The organism is Shewanella hanedai (genome assembly GCF_007197645.1).
Classification (GTDB): Bacteria; Pseudomonadota; Gammaproteobacteria; order Enterobacterales; family Shewanellaceae; genus Shewanella; species Shewanella hanedai.
Window position 1 is genome coordinate 43060 of sequence record NZ_VKGK01000008.1, and the last position, 23490, is coordinate 66549.

A 23490-nucleotide genomic window follows, 5' to 3' on the forward strand; every position below is an offset into this window, starting at 1 on the left:
CAAGCGAGGCGATGTAACATCAAAAAACAGTAAAACCCCAGATAATCTAGGGGATGAGTTCATTTCATCATCTATATAGAGTGACTAAAATAAATCAAAGCGGCACAGTTGGCAATCCGGCTATCATGACAATGAGCACAGGATTTTGAAACCGAGATCATACGCTATTTCATGACAGTTAGTCGCACAAGGAAAGAGCAATTAAATTAAACGAGGAAAAGCGCAGAATATGCGCGTGGGTCAGTGCAGAGTTCAGCCTTTAAAACCTGAACTCTGCACCATGAAGCGAGTAGATTGTAAACTCGTAGACAACACCTTAGGCTTGGGATTATCTGCGATCTTTTATCAAGTGACGTAAAATTGTTTACTCACTTTTTGTAAGTAAAAGAATAAATAAGATGACGTTATCAATTCAATACCGCTTCAAATGTTAGAAATATTTGCCCATGAAGATCATCCGCTAATGCATTATCTGATGCTTCTTGCTCAAACTCAGCAATGAGTAAATAACGCCCTGCATGTTCAAGGGTAAAGCTAATCATTCCTTTAGCATCCGTCGTCAGCTCTACATTTTCAGGGTCATTACGGTAACGTACACCTTCCCTTAAGATTTCAACTTTAACGTTTGACTCTGGTTTACCGTTATAAATAAATTTAAATTTGGCTTCTTCACCCTGCGCCACATCTGACGGATGAGTGACGGGTACAAATTCTAAACCTTGATTATTCACCGCAAAGTTTTCTGACGGCGAATTTAGCGTGATATACGTTTGAATACTGCTAGACGATTCAACCGTACGAACATCATATGCCCCTTTAGGTAACTTGCTCTCACGGTTTTGTTTATTCGTATTGCCTAACCACTGCTTTTTGTCTTCGCCTTTTATTTTATAACTTGTCCAATACTTAGGTTCGCCACCCATTTTAAGTTGATAGGTACCATCATTTTCAAGATAAACATCAACAACACTTTTACGGTGACCTCGATAGCTAGAACCAGGAAACACTGACTTTCCATCAGGCGCTACGATTTCCATTTTCTCGGCACCCAACGGTTTATCGACGTTAAATGCCTCATTAGAGGCAGTCACATCGACCATCACCCACTCTCCCTTGTCATTGGATAGATTAAAATGACTTGGCAAGAACCAACGATTATGTGCCGCTGCTTGAGAAGCAAATAACAAGGCTGTAGCCCCTACAAGTAGTGTTTTAAATTTCATAGTGATCCCTTAATAGTAAACATTGATTTGGCCATTTCTGAGTTCGCTGCCAACGTAAAAGTCTGATCAGCCCCATTCAAGGTGAATTTTTGTTTGATGATGCCGCGCCCGCCATTTTCACGTACAACCTCTACGTTCAACACGTAATCGCCTGCCGCTAATGGGTCTTTATCATCATCGAGGGCGTTAAAATCTAATTGATATCGCCCTGCTGCACGGGTCGCTGAGGTAATGGAATCAACCAATTCGTTATCTTTACGACCCACTTTTCGCCACCAACGACGAATATCTTTTAGCCACTTAGCCCTTTCTCTCCACAGCACTAAGGTTCTTACGCTCTTGCCTGAACTATCTTCTAGCCACACCGCCACATAAGGGTTGTGGTATTCACCCGCTTTTGACGGTAGCGTCAGTGATAATTGCAACTCTGCAGCCGATGACGTAGCCATCCCTCCTAGCCATAAAAACATGATAAATAAAACTTTTACTTTCATAATGGTCCTCCAATCAAACCCCGATAAAATAAATACTAATAACAAATAAAGAGCTCATAACACTGACAGCCATAGTCCGATTGATACGCCGTTGAGCCAGCGCTAACACAAAACCGCTAAGGCTAAAAACGATCATGAGCACCGCACTCAAATCGATAATGAATCCCCAAAAATCACCGCTGTTTCTCCCTTTATGCAGATCATTGAACAATGCCCAATAGCCATAATCGATCGCCTCCTTGTAGGCTTCCCCCGAATGTAAATCGATCGTTAGGCTCAAATAGGCGCCTGGGCCTTTGTCGGTGATAAATAGCTCCTCCTCTTCACGCTCAATACTTAACCGATTGCCATTTAGATGGTTCTCTTTGATAAGAAAATTCAGCAAGTTCCCTTGGTTTTTCGAGGTGAGTAATTCTGTAGGTGCAACAAAATCAGCCTCAAGCACATCAGCTTGATGCTCAGCAAACCATTCAGGATGATTAAGCGTGACTCCAGTAACAGAGAAAAAAATCATCAGCGTGAGTAACGCCATAGAAACGTACACATGGATAAGCCGTGACAAGGCCAAAAATGACTTATTGATGCGCAAGATTTGCCCCTAGAGATTGAGCAGCACTTGCTGAGCACAAGACTAGAGCCGTGACAGGATTATCCCGCTGACATTTTCGAGAGGTATGATTCATCAATGTTACCGTCACAAGAGGAGAAAATGACAACTAGTCATCATCTACTCTTGCTGATTAATAGTGTGACTTGATCAGAATTGGTAGCTAGCAGCTAATTTGAAATTACGACCGACTTCATTGTCGTTATACTTTTCATTTCCCCAATACATGCCAAAGCTATTATGGTTTTGGTACGCTTTATCAAAGACATTATCAACAGCCAATTTAAGTGATAAACCTTCAATCTCAGCCACTTGATAATCTAACCAAAAATTACTGACGCCATAGCCCGCTTTATTCACTTTTTCAGTCACTAGGTTGCCATTGCTAAGAGAGTTTTCATCTAAACTTGCTGCGCTAGCAAAATGACTATTCCAGCCAATCAATACTGAGTCAGTTATCTGATAATCAGCACCAATTTTAATCACCTGCGTACCGCTATATAGGTTGTCAGTGGTGTAACCTGGGTAAGCATTTTCCCCAGTGTTATAGCTATAACTAATGTAGGCGCTTAAATCTTGGTGACTAATGTTAAAACCTGCCTCAACCCCTTTCATGGTTAAATCATATAGACCACGGGTTAAGCTGGTATTTTTGGTGGGATGAAAAGAGTTATCAATCGTGTATTGATAGACATTAATGTAAGTGCTTGCAGTGTCGACATTAAGCAGGCTTTCTAAATCTTGAATGACATTAAGCTCGAAATGATTACCAGTTTCAGCTTTCGCATCATCAGATTGTGTCATTCCTTCTTGAATCATGAGTGTTTCAGGTAACCCAGGGCCTTTAAAGATCCGACCGTAGCCAAACTTAAGGTTTAGATCTTCGTTAGCCAGCCAATTAACCGCGAGCTTAGGTGATAGTTGATTAAATGAACTGTCATAAGCACCACTCAGTGAATAGTTATCATAACGAACGCCTGGCACAATAGTGAATGCGCCAAACTCAAATTCAGCTTGAACATAAGCACCAATCAAAGATGACTCAGGGCCATTATTGACCGACACGTCTTCAGACGTCATGGTGCCATCTGACAAGGTGATTTGTTTTAATCCTGCAACATCGATGGCTTGTTTTGACTTGAAACTGTCAACTCCCGCCGTCCACGCAATATCATTAATGATAAAAGTATTACGGATATTTAAGCCGATAGTTTTATAAGAGTAATCACGTGATGGAGTCGTTGCAGTGCCATCACTTTGCCATTTCCCATCACTGTCTCGGTACCAATTCTTACCTGTAGCACTCCCGCGCGTCATTTTCTTTTCATTAAAATAAGCATCGACTGATAAATCTAACAGTGGGTTACTACTGTCATTATGGTAATTAAGCGTATAGGTATCACGTTCATAACCATTAAAGCCGAGCGCTTCATCCAATGTTGTCACGCCAGGCTTTTCACCTGACAATGCTCTATGACCACTGTCTTCATAACGTTGGGCTGAAAAATCTAGCTGCTCAACCTCACTAAAATCATAAACTAACTTGATTAAGCCACTTTTTAATTCACTGTGTTTATTCACAATAGGCTCTTCACCCGGTGTATCAATATCACCAGACTCATTCCAATTTACCGTGGCTAACGCGCTTAATTTCTCGGTTAGCATGCCGTAAAGGCTAACGTTACCTTGCCTAAATTCAGTCGCCGTATCCATGGCTGCTGCAGTTTTAAAACCAAACTTTTGATTCGGCGCTAACATGTCTTTTGGATCTAACGTTTCATACTTAATCGCACCAACATTAGCCCCGTAACCGCTTAGCACTGATGCAGCACCTAATTCGACAGAAACACTCTTTAACATCGAAGGATCAACCATTTGGTTACCCGCGTGATGGAAAAGCTGTCCGTCTTGACGTGCACCATCGATAGTGACATTCGCAGAATGCTCTTCAACACCACGTATGTACGTTTTCTGGCTATATCGCACACCATTACTCACATCAACCGCAGCGATTTTATTAAAAATACCTTTTATATCATTAACCTGCTCATCAAGTATGACTTCAGATGATACTTGATACTGGCTTTCTTCTTGAACAGCAACTGCGGTAGTTTCTAACTCTTGAATCTCTTTCGCTAACAATTGAGGACTCAATGTTGCAGCGATAACTAATGACAAATAACGAACTTTCATTTTGAGTATGCCTTCATAGGAGCTTTTTAAATTGCGCAGACTCTAAATGATAATGATTCTTATTTTAATTAAATTTACATGCTTTACATTATTTGCACACTTGTAACGACTCATGAGCCTAGCTTAGCTCAGTTCAATACATGCAAATGCACTGACAATACGACACACCAATCCTTTTTAAGAACAATAATTTAGCTTTTGTAGTGCATAAAAATATGCGTGACGCTTGAAGCTCAACCTGTATTAGCTATCGCATTCGTCGGTCATTATGGGAATTAAATAATATTGAAGGAGATTAGAAAATGTTAGATGGAATTGGAAGATATTAGAGGAGATTAGCCCAACTGACGTTGGGCTAAATGTTGATTTAAGGAATAGCAGAGCGTTTAAAAGACCCCGCTATCAATAGCGACCTTAGCTTGGTAACACTTCAGACTTGGTGTTATCGACACCATTTCTATCAAATTTCGCAAAGTAGCTTACTGTTTCTAAGTAGATAACATGACGTAAACCGATAAGCGCGATTAGGTTCGGAATTGCCATTAAACCATTAACGGTATCAGCCAGCAGCCAGATCATATCCAGATGAATAAAGGAGCCCACAGCAATCAAACTGAGAAATATCCCCTGATAGACACGATGACCACGATCGCCCATCAAATAATACCAGCAGCGTTCACCGTAATAGTGCCAACCTAAAATCGTCGTAAAAGCAAAGCACACCAAGGCCACGGTCACAAAATATTGACCCACCAGCGCCGAACCACCACTGGCAAACGCGGCACTGGTCATGGCTGCACCGGCAGTATCTCCGCTCCAAACCCCAGTAATGATCAGAACTAAGCCTGTCATGGTGCAGATAATAATAGTATCGAAGAAGGTACCAGTCATGCTGACCAATCCCTGTTCAACGGGTTCATTAGTCTTCGCAGCAGCGGCAGCAATCGGTGCACTGCCTAATCCTGCCTCGTTAGAGAACACGCCTCGTGCGATACCGATTTGTAACGCTTGTGCCACTGTAGCACCTAAAAATCCACCCGCGGCAGAGATAGGTGTAAAGGCAGATTCAATGATTAAATGGAATGCTGGTATTATCTGCTCACTAAAGAGCACTAAAATCCAAACGCAAGCCATTACATAGCCTATCGCCATAGTGGGCACTAACTTTTGCGCCACGTTTGCAATACGCTTCACTCCACCAAGCGTCACTGATGCAACCAGTACGGTTAACACTAACGCAGTGATCCAAGCTGGCACATGAAAAGCGATGGTGATCGCGTCGCTTATTGCATTAACTTGAGCAAAAGTACCGATCCCGAAGAATGCCACTCCCACACCGAAGATTGCAAACAACTTAGCCATCCACGTTAACCCGAGGCCTCGCTCGATATAATACATGGGGCCACCAGCTATCTCGCCTCGAGCATCGGTGGTGCGATACTTCACCGCCAACATGCACTCAGCATACTTGGTCGCCATGCCAAAAAATGCCGCAAGCCACATCCAAAATAATGCCCCTGGCCCGCCAATTTTAATCGCAGTGGCCACGCCGACAATATTACCTGTACCGATAGTGGCAGACAGTGCAGTACACAATGCAGCAAATGAGGAAAGATCGCCTTTGCCTATCGACGGTCTAAACATTAATTTCATGGCTAATGGCAAGCGTAAAACCTGAATAAGCTTCAGTTTCAGGGTGAGGTAGAGACCGGTACCGACTAAAAGACACAACGTAAGGGGACCCCAGACAATGGCGTTCACATTGACTAAGAGATCGGGCAAAATATCGTTTGTTAACGTATGGAAATTCATTGCTTTTCTCGAATATTAAACAGCTTGATTAATAAACGGAAGCGAACAAGAAATGGCTGTAGATCGTCACGATCGGTGGTAATGGTCAGCGATATTTTCCCCTACAAACGGTGCAAAGGTAAATAGCGCCCACGACGACAAACGACAGGGACTGTGCAGTCATCCTCTCCTCTGTCCTTTTGCCTGAGCGTTTCACCCTGCAATAAACGTCATTGTGGGGCTTGCGCCTTCGGCGCCGTAATATGTTGCTGTTGATAAACACTCATCACAACACTTACGATCTCTCCAGAGGCTCGTCCAGTAACAGTCCACGCCAATCACTATTGGCACCTGAAAGAGTATTTAGAATCAGACTGATTAGTTATCGTCATCGCCTAAAGTTGCCTCGTCGGTGTGGGGGCAATTCCCCACTCTCCTGCTACCTTCATCCGAACGGATTGCCAGATTTGATATGGTATCGAAATCCAGCAGGCAGACAGAGTGCAGCAATCCTAAGGCCGACTCAAGGCATCGAGATCACACTTTTTGCTTCAAGTTGAACAAGCGCGCTTTTTTTAAACGAAAAAAGCAGCTTGGAGCTGGAAATAACCAAAAATTCAAAGGAGAAAAATGAAGCTGCATCCTGAGACAAGCTCAGGATGCTTCAAAGAAAGGAATAATTAAGGAATTTAAAAGCTGGTTCTACGACCTTCATAGGTATCGCACATGTCTTGCACTTTATCTGCTTCAATAGGGCGAAGACCGCTCATGACCAAGGTTTTGACACCGGTTCCAACAAGTTCATCGCCACTGTGAAGTTCAAACTTCAACGTGACATTACCGCGCTTACCATCAACAACCAATTCCTGCTCCACTAATGACAACGTCACTTGGGTAAAGTCGAGCGTGGTTAAATCGAAAGACATGCTTTCGTAGATAACCAGAGGACGCGCTGGATTAATCATTACTTGATGTTGCTTCATCATAGGCACGAGCACGTGGATAAAGTTCAGACCCGAAAAAGCTACATAGCTACGAATAAAAGATTCTATCTGGGTGCTGCAATTTCTGACCTCGCCATGGCGTTCTACATTCAAATACAGCTTGTCTTTATCATCATGAATATTGAACAGCTCACCGACGGAATCAGGAAACTGTAATTTTACGCCATCGCCAACCATGCCTTGAAAAGTAAAGCTCATCTTCTGACTTAAGCCGTATTCGCCTAAAACCAAAGAAAAGAGCAGATCACCCGGAACACAAAAACGCTTAGCGCCAACATCGTGAATAGGATTAAAATCCTGAGCCACATGCTTAGCAAAATCACTTGCCTGAGATGGCGTAATCAAAACTGTTTTATTTTCTTTTTTAAAATAAGGCGTTAGAAACATATTCACTCGATGTAGTCACAGTTAAAATCAATCCACGTCTCGATACAGAAACGAAGAGATTGCTTAGGTATAGGTAAAATAATCGCACAGTCTATAGCAAATATCACTAAACACTCACCCGATGACTTAAACGCTTAAATAAAACACTCCCCATCATGCTTTTGTTAACAAATGTAAAGAACTTCACCGTTAAGTTAATTTTAATAGAGTTAGCATAGGATGCGCACACAAATGATAATCAATCCCATTACTATTAATGATAAATGATTGCAGTTCATATCAAATATGGAGCTCTTATGTCACACCGTACGACACTATCACTAAGCCTTATGTCAACAGCATTACTTGCCGCATTGTCGCCTCAAATTATGGCCCAAGAGCTTAGCTCTCCATCGACGATGGAACAGATCAGTATCTTCGGTGAACGTAACCCCATTAACACAGTACCTGGCAGCGCCCACTTGCTGACTGAAGCGGATCTTGAGACCTTCAGATACAACGATATTATGCGCACCCTCTCTTCAGTACCCGGCGTCTATATTCAGGAAGAAGACGGTTACGGTCTACGTCCTAACATTGGTATGCGTGGTACAGGACAAAATCGCTCTGAAAAGATAACAATTATGGAAGACGGTGTACTGGCAGCGCCTGCTCCTTATGCCTCTCCTGCAGCCTATTATTTTCCAACGTCAGGCAGAATGCAGTCGGTTGAGGTACTCAAAGGCAGCTCAACGGTTAAGTATGGGCCTCGCACCACAGGCGGCGTGGTCAATATGCTCTCTCGTCAAATCCCAGAAGAGGAGTTAGCAGGTAAAATAGATGTCGCTGCTGGCCAAGATGGGTTTGCAAAAGTACACGCCTATGCTGGTGGACAAGGTGAACGAGTCGGCGCCGTCGCCGAAGTGTATCGTTACCAAGCCGATGGCTTTAAAGATATCAATGGTGTTGGAGGCAATACAGGTTTCGAGAAAAACGATGCCCTTGCCAAAGTCAGCATTCGCTCAGAAAAAGGCGCTAAATATCAGCAAATCGTCGAGTTTAAACTTAAATACTCAGACGAGGTCTCAAATGAAACCTATATGGGGCTAACCGATGCAGATTTTGACGCGACACCTTATGCTCGTTACTCTGCCTCACAAAAAGATGTGATGAATACTGAACACAAGCAGTTTCAGATCAACCATGTCATTGACCTCAGTGACAGCCTGACTTTAGGCACTACAGCCTACTACAATGATTTTGCCCGTAACTGGTATAAAGCAGACAGAGTCGGTGGAGACAGTCTTAAAAAAGGCGGAATAGAAAATGCCTCAGCATTTGATAAAAACCCAAGTTCAGCTCCCATTGATGTGCGCGTAAAAGCCAACAATCGCACCTATATTTCTCAAGGAATACAAACAGAGCTTAACTGGTTTTTAGATAACCATGAGATCGCCTTTGGTGCCCGCTACCACGAAGATTCCATGGATAGATTCCAATGGACAGATCAATATGACATCGATGCTAACCAGGTCATGACACTGACAGAGAGTGGTATTCCTGGTACTGATTCAAATCGTATCGACAGCGCCGATGCCATTGCCCTTTACGTGCAAGATAAAATTCAATTAGGCAGCTTCAACATCACTGCGGGACTGCGCTATGAAGATGTCAGCACCAATCGACTCGACTGGGGCAAGGACAACGTTGGCCGTGATGGCAAGCCAGCTAAAGACATCAGCAACAGTTTCTCTGCTTTGCTTCCTTCACTCTCAGCGGTTTATCAAATCAATGATCGCTGGCTAGTATTAGCTGGCGTTCAAAAAGGCTTCTCACCTGCCGCACCAGGCAATGCTGATAGAGAAGAAGAAAGCAGCTGGAACTACGAAGCGGGCACACGTTTCAACGCTGGTGAGTTCAGCTCAGAAGCGGTTTTCTTCTATAGTGACTACAGTAATATGCACGGTAACTGTACCGCTGCACAAGGGTGTGATGAAGAGAACCTCGACAACCAATATAACGCTGGAGAAGTAGCGGTATCAGGGCTTGAATTGAGTTTAGGCTACCAATTTAACGCTACTGGAGATATCAGCTTCCCAGTAAAGTTAGCCTATACCTACACCAATGCTGAGTTCCTAAATAACTTTGAATCTGAATTTGATGTTTGGGGTGATGTGACTAAAGGCGACAAACTTCCTTACTTAGCAGAAAATATTCTCTTCGCCTCAGCAGGTGTTACAGGCGACAGCTGGGAGTTAACGTTAGCAGCACGCTATACCGGTGATATTCGAACAGAAGCTGGCCAAGGTAATATTGCTCAAGATGACCTTATCAAATCAAAAACCATCGTCGATCTATCGGGACGTTATTTCATCAGTGAGGCGCAAGAGATTTACCTTACGGCAGAGAATCTTTTTGATGAAAAATATGTCACCACCAAAATCCACGGTTCTAACTTTGCAGGTAAGCCAATGACCATTTCAGCTGGGTACGTGTACAAATTCTAATCAAAACAAACAAGTTTTAGCTGAAACTTAAAATAATATTAAAAATATTTTCCCGCTAAAGAGAAGGTGAGCCCCAGGCTCACCTTTCTTGTTTCTTTAGCAAACACCCATTACAAAACATAACCTTAAGCAACCTGCCAATAAGTTCACATCCCAGCCACTGAATTAACAAGTAACATACATTTGACAATCTTAATCAAAAACACAATGAGAATAGTTTGCATTATCGTAATCAATTGCTAAAATTCAACCAAATTTAAACCAATAAGTAACAATCGGGAACGGAATGATGAAGAAAACAATACTTGTAACAGCTATGCTTGGGCTCTTTGCTAGCCAAACAGCTTTTGCTTCTGATGAGACAAAAGAGCTACGTAAAATCATTGAGCAGCAGCAAAAAGTATTACAAGATCTTGAGCGTCGTCTTGAAGCCACCGAAACTCGCGTTGAAAAAACAGCAGACGTAGTTGAAGAAGTTGCCGACTCTAATAGTGCAACTACGATTGGTGGTTACGGTGAACTTCACTACAACAATATCACCGATAACAAGACTGGTAGCGACAAGAAAGAAGTTGATTTTCATCGCTTTGTACTTTTCTTCGGTCATGAGTTCACTGAAAACACACGCTTCTTCTCAGAACTTGAAATTGAACATGCACTTTCAGGTAACGATAAGCCTGGCGAAGTAGAGCTTGAACAAGCCTACATTGAGCATGATTTCAATAATATGTTAACTGGTAAAGCAGGTCTGTTCCTCATACCTGTTGGTATCATTAATGAAACACACGAGCCACCTACTTTCTACGGTGTTGAACGTAACCCTGTTGAGAAGAACATCATCCCGGCAACGTGGTGGGAAGCAGGTGCTGCACTTAATGTTAAAGCCGCTCCAGGCTTAGCATTCGACGGCACAATCACCAGCGGTCTTGAAGTTGCTACGACAGGTGGCAAGGCATATAACATTCGTAGCGGTCGTCAAAAAGTGGCCAAAGCAAATGCTTCAGATCTTGCTTATACTGCTCGTGCAAAATACACCGCAATTCCAGGACTTGAACTTGCAGCAACAGCGCAATATCAATCTGATATTACTCAAAGTGCTGGCGGTGTAGATACGGCATCAGCCACTTTACTCACTGCTCACGTCATATACAGCATTGAAGCGTTTACTGTTAAAGCCCTTTACGCACAATGGGATATTGATGGAGCTGAGGCTGAAGCACTTGGTCGTGATGACCAAAATGGTTGGTACATCGAGCCATCATACCGCTTCAACGACAGCTTTGGATTATTTGCGCGTTACAACCGTTACGACAACGAAGCCGGTAATAGCGACGACACAGAGATCACTCAAACCAATGTTGGTGTGAACTACTGGTTACACGAAAATGTCGTCTTTAAGGCTGACTATGAAAAAGTTGGCGGCGCTAAAGATGCTGACGGTTTCAACCTTGGCGTAGGTTACCAGTTCTAATTTAAGTATTAGGCAAATAGATGAGCCCTCTTCGAGGGCTTTATCTATACTCAAGCAACTTAGAATTTAGGTTGCTTGAGTATAGATTTCACAGCAAAACGACCTATTTACCCTGCTGAGTATATGATGAAACTAACGCAAATATTAGCCATTGCTATCACGTTAACCTTAAGCTTTGCTGTGCTCGCCAATAGCCAGTATCAAGCGCCAAAAGCATTTATCAGCCAAGCCTTTAATGCTCCAACTCCCAAAGCTAAAGTTTTTTGGCTAGATGATGAGGCCCTGAAGGTTATTGAAGAGATTTTGTCCCACAAATATAAGAAGCTACGAGTCCGTTATTGGCAACAAGAAGGAGAAACGGTCTGGATACTTGATGAGATAGGTAAAGAATCCCCAATCACTGTTGGCATCCATGTAAAAGAAAAGCAGATAGCTCAAACCAAGGTACTCATTTACCGTGAAAGCCGTGGTGATGAAGTACGCCATGATTTCTTCACCGACCAATTCAAAGCCGCCAAACTCAATAAAGATCTCACACTCGACAGACACATCGATGGCATCACAGGTGCGACACTTTCAGTTAGGGCATTAACCAAGCTATCGCGCATCGCACTCTGGCTAGATTCGCGGGTAACGAGAAGCTAATCTAGTACTTCTAAATGGCTCCATTTACTTTTATAGACTCTTTGTTCACAAGGAGTGGGTTTCGCTAAGCCGATATGCTTGTTATGATTTCCACCAGACAGAGTTAATAACAAGAACAATAATGGGCCATAAACCTCACTCCCCTAACAGAAACCGTATCAGCTTGATCCTTAAAAGGCTGCTTAGATCCTGGCATCGAGGGTTCGGGATATTCAGCGCTCTTTTTGTTTTACTACTCTCCATAACGGGTGTATTGATCAACCACAGTCATGATCTTGCTATCGATATGACCCATGTCAAACAAGCTTGGTTACTGGATGACTATGGCATCAAGCCACCAGCCCAAATAAATATTTACCAAACTTCACCACTGCTTGCCAGCTCAGATAACCTTGTCTGGGTAGACAAACACCTGGCTGTTGAAGCCAGCTCAACCATTAACGGCATCGTCCCTTTTGGCGATATGATTATCGCTATCGACAGGGATAACCTTTACCTCATATCAGCTGAGGGAGAGTTACTTGAGAAACAGGATTTGAGCACAGGTTTACCTTCTGGATTAACATCAATAGCCCATGATGGCCATATCTGGATAAACACTGATAGCGGCAGTTACATGGCCGATGAAGATCTGATTGAATGGACTCAAACTACGCCCTTCGCACCACTAACTTGGATAGCCCCATTACCTGAGGCCACCCATATAGCAGTATCAAATCAAACCCAAGAGATATCACTATTAGCACGCTCACACCATCTCACTTGGGAACGTGTTCTACTCGATATTCATAGCGGCCGATTTTTCGGCGCTTTAGGCCCTTGGTTCATGGATATTGTCGCTCTCGCATTGATATTCATGTCTCTATCAGGAGTGTATTTGTGGGTGCAGCACAAACCCAAGAGGATTAAACGAAAGTAGATTCGGTTAATCCTTATATCACCAACCATTGTATTTACACCCAAATGTTTATCATTCTATTATTCTATTATTCTATTAATAACAATTTCTTGGTAAAACGCCCCCTCTCACTTTTTGGATTCATCCTTAAGCCTCCGAAAGTATCACCTTAAGCAAAAGTAACACCTAGATCACAGATTGAATATTTAGCAATTGATCCTATCGATCTGGCTATTATTTAAGCGTAGACTTGCCGCCCTTTGATTTCGGATGTAAGACTTAATGAAACAGCGCCTCATTGCTTGGGCTCCAGTGCTTTTACTGGCACTTACTGCCTTTGTTTTTGTTTCCACAGAATTTGTGCCTGTGGGGATCCTTGCCGCTCTCGGGCAGAGCTTTGACATGAGTGCTGTTGAAATAGGTCCTATGTTAACGGTTTATGCCAGCGTCGTGGCTCTTGCTTCTTTACCGGCAGTATTACTGTTTGCGCGATTTGAGCGTAAAAAATTACTGCTGGGATTAATGACAGTTTTCATCATCAGCCACGGTGTTTGTGTCTGGGCGCCCAGCTACGACATTTTATTGTCAGGACGTATCGGCATCGCCTTTACTCATGCACTGTTTTGGGCAATAGCCCCTGCACTCGTGGTACGGCTCGCACCGAATGGTCAAGGCGCACAAGCGTTAAGTATTTTCGCAACAGGCTGTGTATTAGCACTTGTATTAGGCATTCCCCTAGGGCGAGTCATTGGCCAGTTAGTGGGCTGGCGCAGTATTTTTGCCTTAATTGGCTTACTCACATTGTTCATGATGTTGCTGCTTTGGCGCGGACTTCCAAACTTACCCGCAGCCCATGGTGGAAGCTGGCGTAGCTTGCCAGCTTTAGTACGCAATAAAGCACTACTCTGGCTATACCTGCTTACCATAGTGTTAGTGACCGCTCACTACAGCGTCTACACCTACTTGGAGCCTTTACTGCAAGAGCATTTTGGCTACTCTGCCAACATCACCACCATGATACTACTCATCTTTGGTGCTGCAGGATTAATTGGTAGTGCGCTATTTAGCCGTTATCAAGCACGTCACGCACAACAGTTACTGACACTTGCAATCGTGTTATTGGGTAGCTGCATGACAATCCTGCCATTCATTGCTAGCCAAATCTGGTTACTGCTCCCACTCTCTATTATATGGGGCACTGGCATGATGTTGATGTGTCTATCACTACAATCAAAAGCATTGAAATTAGCCCCAGATGCTACTGACGTGGCAATGGCTATTTACTCAGGTTTATTTAATGTCGGAATTGGTAGCGGTGCACTATTAGGCAGCATTATTGCTGCAAGATATGGTGTTGTTGAAAATGGAAATTGGGCTAGTCTATTGATCGTATTATCCATCATTCCCCTGTTCTACTTGCTAAAAGCACGACGTAGAGAGATGGCTCATTAAGCAATAGGCCAAAAACCATAAGTTCTAAGGCTTGTCGTTCGACAAGCCTCTTTTGATTCATCAAGCTTAGCTAGACCCTTCATTTTTAGGCTTCATCAAACAACTCACATTGTGAAAATTCACACCCGATCAAGAAATGGAACAATAGTAATCCTCCTTTTCCACAGCAACAAATACTCATCGACAATACAACCAGCAACTTATAATTGTTGTACTTGAAGCTTCACTGAGCTCTAGGCTTGCACTCCACAGATTCTGCTATTTATTTCGATCCATTAACTGACACCGTTAATTTCCCTCTGATTGTAAATTAAGGCTAACTAACTTACCTTAAGCAGTGAATGCATTCACAAAACATAGTAATAAAAACATAAAAAAGGAGTTTTTATGAATAAATGGATATTTTACTCTGCGCTAGTGCCATTTTTAGCAGCTTGCGGATCCACACTTCCGAATACGTCTGCTGAAACTTACACTAAATACACATATGTCCCTTTAGATCCTCTTCCAATAGACACGAAACCAGGAGAAAGCTGTGTTGAAAACGCAGTGCAACTGAGCTATATCACAGAAATTGAATTAACTAAGGCGCTTCCCGATCAGACTGTAAGGATGGCGACACGAAAATTTAATGCCGATGGTAGCACTGACTTTACACTCGCTAAAACAGCAGTCGAGAATGAACAGTTTGAAGTTATTTTAGATTATATGAATACAGACACAGCTCCTGGCAACTTCAGTGTAAGGCGCTATGTAGCAGATTTAGTGAATTATAAAGCAGGTCTATTTAACACAACTTACAAGAATGTCAGTTATAAAAAAGGGGACACTCTTGGATTTACAACACCAACACCACCTGGTGTGATCAGTAAATATGAGATACACCCCTATGTTGATGGAAAATATACTGGAAATGAGTGGAGTCAGATCTCCATTCCAATCTATGTGGGTCTAGGACTTAGACTCAAGGCAAATGCCAATGTTATCAAAGGTAGTGTCAATATTTCCGGATTCCCGGGGATCGCAGCAAAAGCATCGAGTGGAGATATACAAGGCTCTCTTGTCGTGCAGACCTTAGGAGTTAGTGGAGAGAAGATTGCAGCAACCTTACCTTTACCCAGTGAATTGAATGAAACCACCTTTATGAACAGTATTTTGGCCATGGGGGCTATTAAAGCGCAAATTCATTCATCAGACACCGACAGAACGCCAAGAGTGGTTGGTTTTTATAACCCTTTCGGTGGCGGTGAAGAGTTCATCAACGCCATGATTAGCGCTCTATCGGAGAAGCGACATCCTTGGTTTAGAGCCTGTACAGCCCCGAAAGTAATTGGAGGCTAAACATTCGAGTCATTTATGGTACATCGTAATTAAGCTGCTATTTTCCTAAAACAGATTCAATTAATTCAAATTAATTTGATTACAACTGTCGACTTATTGATAAGATTCTAAATTTCTGGTTTAATCGAAATAAGGTGATTTGTCGATAACTACAAATCTGTCTCGATATCAAAGGCATTATTATGAATAACATGAACGCTCAGTTAGTTGATAAGCAGATCACCGATGAGTTGTGTGAATGGTCAATTATGCACGGTGTTGCCTTTAAAAATAGGGATGGAACGGCAAGCCATTGTCCATTCAGTCTTGCCCCCATGTCCATGAAACGTGGTGTTTACCAACACTTACTCCAAGTCACTCCCTTGCTAACCAAGTTAATCAGTCGGGTGTCTGAAGATCATCTTTTTCTGCAATCTTCGTTGAGTAAAATGGCAAAAGCGGATCCATTTTTTGAACGCTTGATGCTGTTGCACCACCAGATCCATGGAGTTAAAGAACAGCCAATGTTTCCGGCCCGCCAGCCGCTGCTGTTGATGCGAACAGACTATATGGATGATCGCCAGCAAGGAGCAAAGGTAATTGAATTTAATGGTATTGCAGCGGGAATGGGACCATTTGGCAAGCGTATCACCCAGTTGCACCAATTCATCAAAAATCAATGGCCAGAAACCTATCATGACTGGGTTGAAGATCCTTCAGCGACTCCAGCCGACAATGACGGCCTTGGGCAGTTAGCTTACGCCATTGCCCACTCAGCCCATAAAATACAGGCAGACTTTAATGAAACAGGCCAAGCCACTTTTTTGATGATTGTGCAAAGGCATGAAGATAATGTTTACGATCAGCACCTGCTTGAAGTTGAACTTCAAAAACGAGGAATAAGAACCGTTAGGCGCACCTTTGATCAACTGGCGTCTCAGTTATATTCAGGTGAAGAAAGAAGGTTAATGCTCAAGGATATCGGCGCTATCGATGTCGTTTACCTGCGTGCAGGTTATCAATATATCGATTATTTTGCGCCTGCACTGCGTGAAGATACCTGCTGCCAAACGTTAAGCCAAACGCGTGTTTTTATCGAACAGCATAATGTGGCAGTGAACGCGACAGTAAGCCAGCAACTTGCCACCAGTAAAACGATGCAGATGATATTGACCATGATGCCCGAACAGGACTTCTCACGTTGGGGGCTTTCAGTCGAGGAAGTTAGGCTAGTGAAAACCGTATTGGCTGAGATGGTGCCTATCAATCAAGCAACAATCACATGGTTTGCATCCGATGCTGACAAACATGAGTGGGTTTTGAAAAACCAAGGAGAGGGCGGAGGTCATTGTGTGTTTGGTGATGAGATCAGCCACAAGCTTAATCAGCTAAACGTTGAGCAGTATGATGCATGGGCGCTCATGAAGCGTTTACATCCACATGAGCGTGAACGCCCAACGATTGCTGTACGCAATGGCGAGCAGACGAAAATTGATGACTTAGTCAGTGAAATTGGCCTGTTTACTGCATTTTTCAATGGTGAGCCGATGACTGAATTGAATGGCTATGCTGGGTACCTAGTACGAAGCAAACCAGCAAAGGAGAATGAAGGCGGTATACACAGTGGTCAAGGGATCTTAGATTCTATCACTTTGGTTGATTAAGCCTGGCTTAGCCAGGCTCATATATCTCTACAGATAAGGATTCCACCCTAGCCGCCAGTGAGTTGCTGCCACCATGAAAGTGGCTCACCGCAGTTCTTAGCTGGGTGATAACTGGCTGCCAATGCAGGTAGTGCAATGGAGTTTTCACAGCCAGCTTGTTTAGCGACACCTGTGGTTTTATCGAAATGACCATTAACCACACCGCTGATTGGCGTCCTTCTTAAACTGATAGGTGGGCGAATACCAAGGAAGTCTTGATACACAGCCATGGCGCCACTGCTTCCATAAAGACCTGTCTTGCCATTGTCATCACGACCCACCCAAATTGCAGCAACGTTACGTTCATCAAATCCTGCAAACCAAGAGTCGCGGGAGTCGTTACTGGTGCCGGTTTTACCCGCTAACGTGGTATGTGGGAAAGTACGCCCAAGCCTAGATGCAGTGCCTGATTTAACCACTTGAGTCATAGCGTATTGCACCAGATAAGTGGTGCTGGCAGCCAAGGCTTCACTCTGCTCCACTCGTTTGACTGGTAAAGGGTTATTTTCCATGTCCAATACATCTGTAACTGATGACAGTCGTCGATAATGGCCGTTATCCGCGATGGTTTGATAGACTTGAGCAACCATTAATGGTGAACCATTAACCGCTCCCAGCAACATTGAAGGGTACTCAGAGACCTTATCTCTCCATCCCGCTTTATCAAGCGTGGTCGCGACACTGCTGACACCAATCTCCATGCCTAAGTTTACCGTTGGCACGTTGATCGACTTCTTAAACGCCGTTAACAGTGGCACTTCGCCTCTGAACTTTTTATCGACATTTTGCGGTGACCAAGTCTTACCTTGGCCGTTATTTAAGGTTATAGGTTGATCTTTCAGTGGTGTCGCCAATGTGTACTTCGCTGGCTGATTTAAGGCGGTCGCATAGACAAAAGGTTTGATTAATGAGCCTATCGGGCGTCTTATTTCAACCGCTCGGTTATACCCTTTATAGCCAGGTGCTTTATCGCCAACCATGGCTGCGATACCGGCTGAGTACTTATCGGTTACGACCATACCGATCTGCAGATCTTGATCATTTTTCCCTAAGCGAGCCATGGTCTTTTTCACCGCTTTCTCAGCCGCTTCTTGTGCCATCGGATCCAGCGTAGTGTAAACCTTAATGCCAGACTGCTTTAACAAAGAATCACCAAAACGTCTGCCAAGCTCATGTTGCACTACCGCAAAAAATGCCGGTAATTTTTGATGTACTGGTTTATCGGCACTTCTCAGGCCTAGAGGCGATTCAACCGCTGCGGTGTATTGAGCAACGCTGAGCTTACCGTCTTCCATCAGGAGGCGTAACACTAAGTCACGGCGACTTGCAGCACGCTCAGGATAACGCCACGGGTTGTAATAAGAGGGCCCTTTGATGACCGCAACAAGGAAAGCTTGCTGGGGTAAAGTCAGCTCTGCAATGGGGCGACCAAAATAGAATTGAGACGCCAGTCCCATGCCGTGAACTCCACGAGATTTGTCTTGACCCATATACACTTCGTTAAGATAAGCCTCTAATATTTCATCTTTTTCATAGCGAAAATCGATAATTATCGCCATCAAAGCTTCACGGATCTTACGTACCAAGGAGCGCTCGCTAGAAAGAAAGAAGTTCTTCGCTAACTGTTGAGTTAAGGTTGAGCCCCCTTGCACTGTTCGCCCAGCGCTGATGTTAACCAGTGCGGCGCGAAGAATGGCAAATGGACTCACCCCGTGATGTTCATAGAAATTACGATCTTCAACCAAGATAAGTGAATCAATAATCGGCTGTGGCAGCTTAGCAGTGGGAACAAACAGACGATCTTCACCGTCTCCGGTGATAATGCGATCCAGCAACACAGGCTCAAGATGAAAAACGGCTAATTGTCGCTTGTCTGATGCCCTTGTTACTGAGCTGACTCCCTGAGAATCAAAAGCGATCATCACTCTCTGTTCTGCCTGAGATCCCTTTGGATGCAGGAATGGACGACGCCAGAGATCAACTCGGGTTTTAGAAGCGGAAAATTCACCCACCTGTCTTGGGTTAGCCACTTTGCGATAACCCAGTAACTTAAGCTCGGCAATCAACTGACCATGACTCACAGCAGCCCCTGGGTATAATGCCATGGAGCGGCTAAATACCTGTGCTGGGAGGTGCCATTTCTGCCCTTCAAATTTGCGCGCTATCACCTGATCTAGATAGATGCCATAACTCAATACAGCTACAAACAGAATCAGCCCTAATTTCCAGCTGATAGACCAGATGCGGCGGCCTAATCCAGTCGACGGCTTGTTCGCTTTTTTTACTACTTTAGCTTTTGAGGCTCGTTTCTTGGGCGCTGCTTTTTTCACTGCGGCTCCAGAAGCTGGCGCCTTGCGAGCAGGTTTCTTTGGTGTTTCTTTATCTGTCATCTTTATTCCGGAAATCTATCTTGTAACCAAGGTTATTGAAAAGCAGCCTTGAAAAATAATGCTTGATGCGCGCCTGAAGCTGCTTCAGTGGGCGCTTATCTAATCTGAAAACTCAAAAATTATCCCTTACCTTTATCATTTTTCATCACTCGCTTTCTGCCCTTACAAATTCTGGTTTAAGGTCTTTTTCTTGGTGAAACGCGTCGGCAATGTATTGGCTGGATCGTCTGGCCATAAATGCTTAGGGTACCGACCTTTCATCTCTTTCTTTACTTCAACGTAAGGGCCTTGCCAAAAGCTGGCCAGATCCGCAGTCAATGCCAATGGCCGATGTGCAGGAGAGAGTAACTCCATGGTCACCGTTAGCTTTCCATTAGCGAGTACGGGGCTGAGTGCCATTCCTAACGCTTCTTGTAGACGCACACTTAACAGCGCTCTTCCGCCATCATCATAGGTGATCCCAGCTCGAGTGCCAGTCGCCATGGGCCAATGACAGGGAAACAGTGTATCAAGGCGCTGTTGAGCATTCCATTCAAGCTGGTTGAGCAGCAGATTATAGCAGTCAAGTGACTTCAATTGTGACAAGCTTCTGACATCACTGAGATATGGGCCGAGCCAATCGGTTAATGTATCGATAAGCTGATCATCACTGATGTCAGGCCAGCTTTGATCTTTGTCGAGTGTCGCCGCTAACGCAAGCCTATTTTGCAGCTGTAACACCTTGTCATTCATGTTCAGTAAACCCAGACCTTTAGTGCGGATCTGTTCGATAATGGCTGATTTAATCTGCTTAGGATCTGGCTTACTCACTGCCGTTTTACTTAAGACTATCTGGCCAATGCGTTGTTGAGTTTCAGCGTAAAAACGACCTTTAGTATCATCCCAACCACAGTGTTCTTGTTTGGTCACCAAAAAGGCGAGCCGACTTTTAAACGCCGCAGTATCAATTTGAGCCGCCAGATACACACGTCCGCTCGTTCGCCCTTCATTCTCCTGAAAATCGGCGACCACCAGCCAATCTACTGAGGATAAAGCGTCATGTTCAGGCAAGGTGACACCAGTACCATTAGCCAACAGGTAACCGGAAACACCACGATTTTTAGCCACTCTATCTGGGAAGGCTAAAGCAAGTAAGAAAGCAATGTCTTCATTGGATGCCTCGGCAATGCAAGCGGACAGATCCGGATTAACTTTTAGTTTCTTCATCCACTGACGTACTTGTTGCCCCGACTCACCTTGAACCGCCTCTCTCAAGTATCCGCCGATATCGATACCATGTCGTCCACGGGAGCGAGATTCTAGCGTTCCAGCCAAAATGCAGGCAAGGCCCACCAATTCATGCTCACCCGAATTCTGCGCGAGAGATTTAGCTTTTAGCAGCATGTGCGCCAATCTTGGGTGACAACCAAGCTCGTAGGCTTGTCGTCCATGTGAAGTGATTTGTCGCTGTTTATCGACCACCTCAAGCATCTTTAACAGCTCCCAAGCTGCACTCTCATTGGGTTTCGAAGCCGCGGTGAGCATAGGCAGCTCAGCAAGGGATTTCACTCCCCAGCAAGCCGCATCAAGCACCATAGGAATAAGGTCGGAATGCAGTACCTCAGGTTCATCAGCTTTGAGCAATCTGCCCTGCTCCTCCTGACTCCACAAACGCATACAATAACCAGGGGCTAAACGCCCTGCACGGCCACAACGCTGAGCTGCAGACGCCTGACTGATGCGCTTGAGGGACAAACGCGTCACCCCGGTTCTGGCATTAAAGCTTGCCTGACGTTTATAGCCAGAATCGACCACCATGGTGATCCCATCGATGGTCAAACTCGATTCAGCCACGTTAGTTGATAGCACCACTTTACGCTTGCCATCACTGGCTGCTGCAATCGCGCGGTCCTGCACTTTAGGGGGTAAGCTGCCATAGAGGGGGCATATTGAAAATTGATTGAGATCCAAACGGCTGCTTAAAAACTCCTGCAACTTCATGATCTCCCCTTGCCCTGGAAGAAATGCCAGTAAAGAACCGTGGGAGTATTGGCTAAGCTGGCTGTCATCAGCCAGCATATCGACGATGCACCTGCCCATATGCTCAATACAATGATGAGGAGAACGATTCTTTTGCTGTGAGGAAGATGCGCGATAAGCAATTTCTACAGGAAAACTGCGTCCTTCGCTCTTTAATGAGATAGCATCAGGCATTAGATCAGTTAACGGCAAACCAGAAAGCGTTGCCGACATGGCTAAAATCTTAAGATCTTCACGAAACGATCCTTGGATCTCAAGCGCCAACGCGAGGCCGAGATCGGTAGTCAGATGCCGCTCATGGATCTCATCGAAAATGATCATTTCGATCCCCGTCAACTCAGGATCTTGTTGGATCATTCGCGTTAAGATCCCTTCAGTCACGATCTCTAAGCGAGTTGATGCCTGACTACGAGATTCACCACGCACTCGATAACCCACCTCTTCACCGACTTTGCAGCCACGCTGACTGGCAATATAGTGGGCGACACTTCTGGCTGCGACGCGCCGGGGCTCAAGCATTAAGATTTTACCCTTAAGCTCATCCCAATTCAGCATCGCTAGAGGCAGGGCGGTGGATTTACCAGCACCGGTTGGCGCCTCTAATATCACTTGATGATGCTGACTGAACGCCTCTCTTAACGGAGCAAGCAGGCTTAGAACGGGTAACTGATCCAATGGAAATCGTATCTCAAAATCATTTTGGCTCAGTGTACTAACGATCACTACATAAGTGAATGCACAAGTTCACTTGGTTGAAAATGATGTTATAACTGACACATTAGAACGGACAAGTACTCTGAATCATGAAAAGACTCTTTCTTGGTATTGCACCAACACAAGCTCAACTCACTCGATTATCTACCCTGCAAACTGAGCTGAATATTGATGGGAAAAAAGTAAGTCCGACTAATTTCCATATGACGTTAGCGTTTCTAGGGCTACTTGATATGCATAGCCAATATAAACTGCAGCATATGCTCGATATCCGACACAGCAGTTCAGCACACCGTTGGCCAGCATTCAGTGTCACCTTAGACACACTGACCCTGTTTAGAAAACCTCAAGTGCTCTGCTTATCTGGGAAGATTGAGGATCCACACCTACAACTCATCATCGATGATTGTCGTGCACTTATGCTGCAAATAGGAATGGATATAGCAGCTAGGGAAAGTTCCGAAGTACCCAAAAACTTAATTCCTCAAGAACCTCCAATAGCATTCATCCCCCATGTCAGCTTATTCAGAAAAGCGAAATATCTACCTGAGCAATCCCCCCCTCTGTCACTCACTTTGACACCCGAGAAAGTGCATCTCTATGTTTCGACCAGTACTCCCGATGGCGTAAAATATCAAATTTTACAGTCCTGGCCCTTAAGTAAAAGGTCATCTCAGTAGGTATAATAGCGAG

The 23490-nt window shown here is 44.2% G+C and carries 16 protein-coding genes and 1 riboswitch; of the genes, 8 read left to right on the plus strand and 8 right to left on the minus strand.

The annotated features are described in order from the left end of the window. Window positions 1-407: 407 nt before the first annotated feature. From FN961_RS08400 to FN961_RS08425, 6 genes are all read right to left on the minus strand, one after another. Complete coding sequence (locus FN961_RS08400) at window positions 408-1223, minus strand: DUF4198 domain-containing protein (RefSeq protein ID WP_143564110.1); 816 nt, start codon at window positions 1221-1223, stop codon at window positions 408-410. Next, window positions 1220-1717 (minus strand): DUF2271 domain-containing protein, encoded by a 498-nt coding sequence (locus tag FN961_RS08405; protein ID WP_143564111.1) that lies wholly within the window; start codon window positions 1715-1717, stop codon window positions 1220-1222. The genes FN961_RS08400 and FN961_RS08405 overlap by 4 nt, the downstream gene beginning before the upstream one ends. A 13-nt stretch (window positions 1718-1730) precedes the next feature. Further along, window positions 1731-2306 carry a PepSY-associated TM helix domain-containing protein gene (locus FN961_RS08410; RefSeq protein WP_143564112.1) on the minus strand — a complete coding sequence of 192 codons (576 nt, stop codon included), beginning with the start codon at window positions 2304-2306 and terminating at the stop codon, window positions 1731-1733. A 168-nt stretch (window positions 2307-2474) separates the two neighbouring features. Next, the gene (locus FN961_RS08415; RefSeq protein ID WP_143564113.1) at window positions 2475-4517 is read right to left on the minus strand and encodes a TonB-dependent receptor domain-containing protein; all 2043 of its coding nucleotides are present in this window, start codon (window positions 4515-4517) and stop codon (window positions 2475-2477) included. Window positions 4518-4931: 414 nt separating this feature from the next. Further along, window positions 4932-6329 (minus strand): alanine/glycine:cation symporter family protein, encoded by a 1398-nt coding sequence (locus tag FN961_RS08420; protein WP_143564114.1) that lies wholly within the window; start codon window positions 6327-6329, stop codon window positions 4932-4934. Window positions 6330-6490: 161 nt separating this feature from the next. Further along, window positions 6491-6628, minus strand: a riboswitch (glycine riboswitch). A 369-nt stretch (window positions 6629-6997) separates the two neighbouring features. Then, window positions 6998-7699, minus strand: coding sequence for a DUF3581 domain-containing protein (locus tag FN961_RS08425; protein ID WP_143564115.1), 702 nt, complete (start codon window positions 7697-7699; stop codon window positions 6998-7000). Between the two features lie 296 nt (window positions 7700-7995). On the opposite strand from FN961_RS08425, the gene FN961_RS08430 reads away from it, so the two are divergent. From FN961_RS08430 to FN961_RS08460, 7 genes are all read left to right on the plus strand, one after another. Then, complete coding sequence (locus FN961_RS08430; protein ID WP_143564116.1) at window positions 7996-10185, plus strand: TonB-dependent receptor family protein; 2190 nt, start codon at window positions 7996-7998, stop codon at window positions 10183-10185. 289 nt (window positions 10186-10474) lie between these two features. Beyond that, complete coding sequence (locus FN961_RS08435; RefSeq protein WP_143564206.1) at window positions 10475-11656, plus strand: porin; 1182 nt, start codon at window positions 10475-10477, stop codon at window positions 11654-11656. Window positions 11657-11782: 126 nt separating this feature from the next. Next, entirely contained in the window at window positions 11783-12301 is a 519-nt protein-coding gene (locus FN961_RS08440; protein WP_143564207.1) for an FMN-binding protein, read from the plus strand. Window positions 12302-12422: 121 nt separating this feature from the next. Then, window positions 12423-13220 carry a PepSY-associated TM helix domain-containing protein gene (locus tag FN961_RS08445; RefSeq protein WP_143564117.1) on the plus strand — a complete coding sequence of 266 codons (798 nt, stop codon included), beginning with the start codon at window positions 12423-12425 and terminating at the stop codon, window positions 13218-13220. A gap of 261 nt (window positions 13221-13481) precedes the next feature. Continuing rightward, a complete protein-coding gene (locus FN961_RS08450; protein WP_143564118.1) occupies window positions 13482-14651 on the plus strand; it encodes a sugar transporter in 1170 nt (389 codons plus the stop codon). A gap of 387 nt (window positions 14652-15038) precedes the next feature. Further along, on the plus strand, window positions 15039-15992 hold the full coding sequence (locus FN961_RS08455; protein ID WP_143564119.1) for a hypothetical protein: 954 nt from the start codon (window positions 15039-15041) through the stop codon (window positions 15990-15992). Between the two features lie 182 nt (window positions 15993-16174). Next, entirely contained in the window at window positions 16175-17635 is a 1461-nt protein-coding gene (locus tag FN961_RS08460; protein WP_143564120.1) for a glutathione synthase, read from the plus strand. A gap of 47 nt (window positions 17636-17682) precedes the next feature. Here the strand turns inward: FN961_RS08460 and mrcB are convergent, their stop codons facing one another. Together mrcB and hrpB are read right to left on the minus strand one after the other, a co-directional pair. Continuing rightward, window positions 17683-20064 (minus strand): penicillin-binding protein 1B, encoded by a 2382-nt coding sequence (gene mrcB / locus FN961_RS08465; RefSeq protein ID WP_185972751.1) that lies wholly within the window; start codon window positions 20062-20064, stop codon window positions 17683-17685. 162 nt (window positions 20065-20226) lie between these two features. After that, window positions 20227-22758: an ATP-dependent helicase HrpB gene (hrpB, locus tag FN961_RS08470; RefSeq protein WP_143564121.1), complete on the minus strand. Its 2532-nt coding sequence runs from the start codon at window positions 22756-22758 to the stop codon at window positions 20227-20229. A gap of 128 nt (window positions 22759-22886) precedes the next feature. Between hrpB and FN961_RS08475 the strand changes: the two genes are divergently transcribed. Then, window positions 22887-23477, plus strand: a complete 591-nt coding sequence (locus FN961_RS08475) for a 2'-5' RNA ligase family protein (protein WP_143564122.1) — start codon at window positions 22887-22889, stop codon at window positions 23475-23477. Window positions 23478-23490 lie beyond the last annotated feature (13 nt).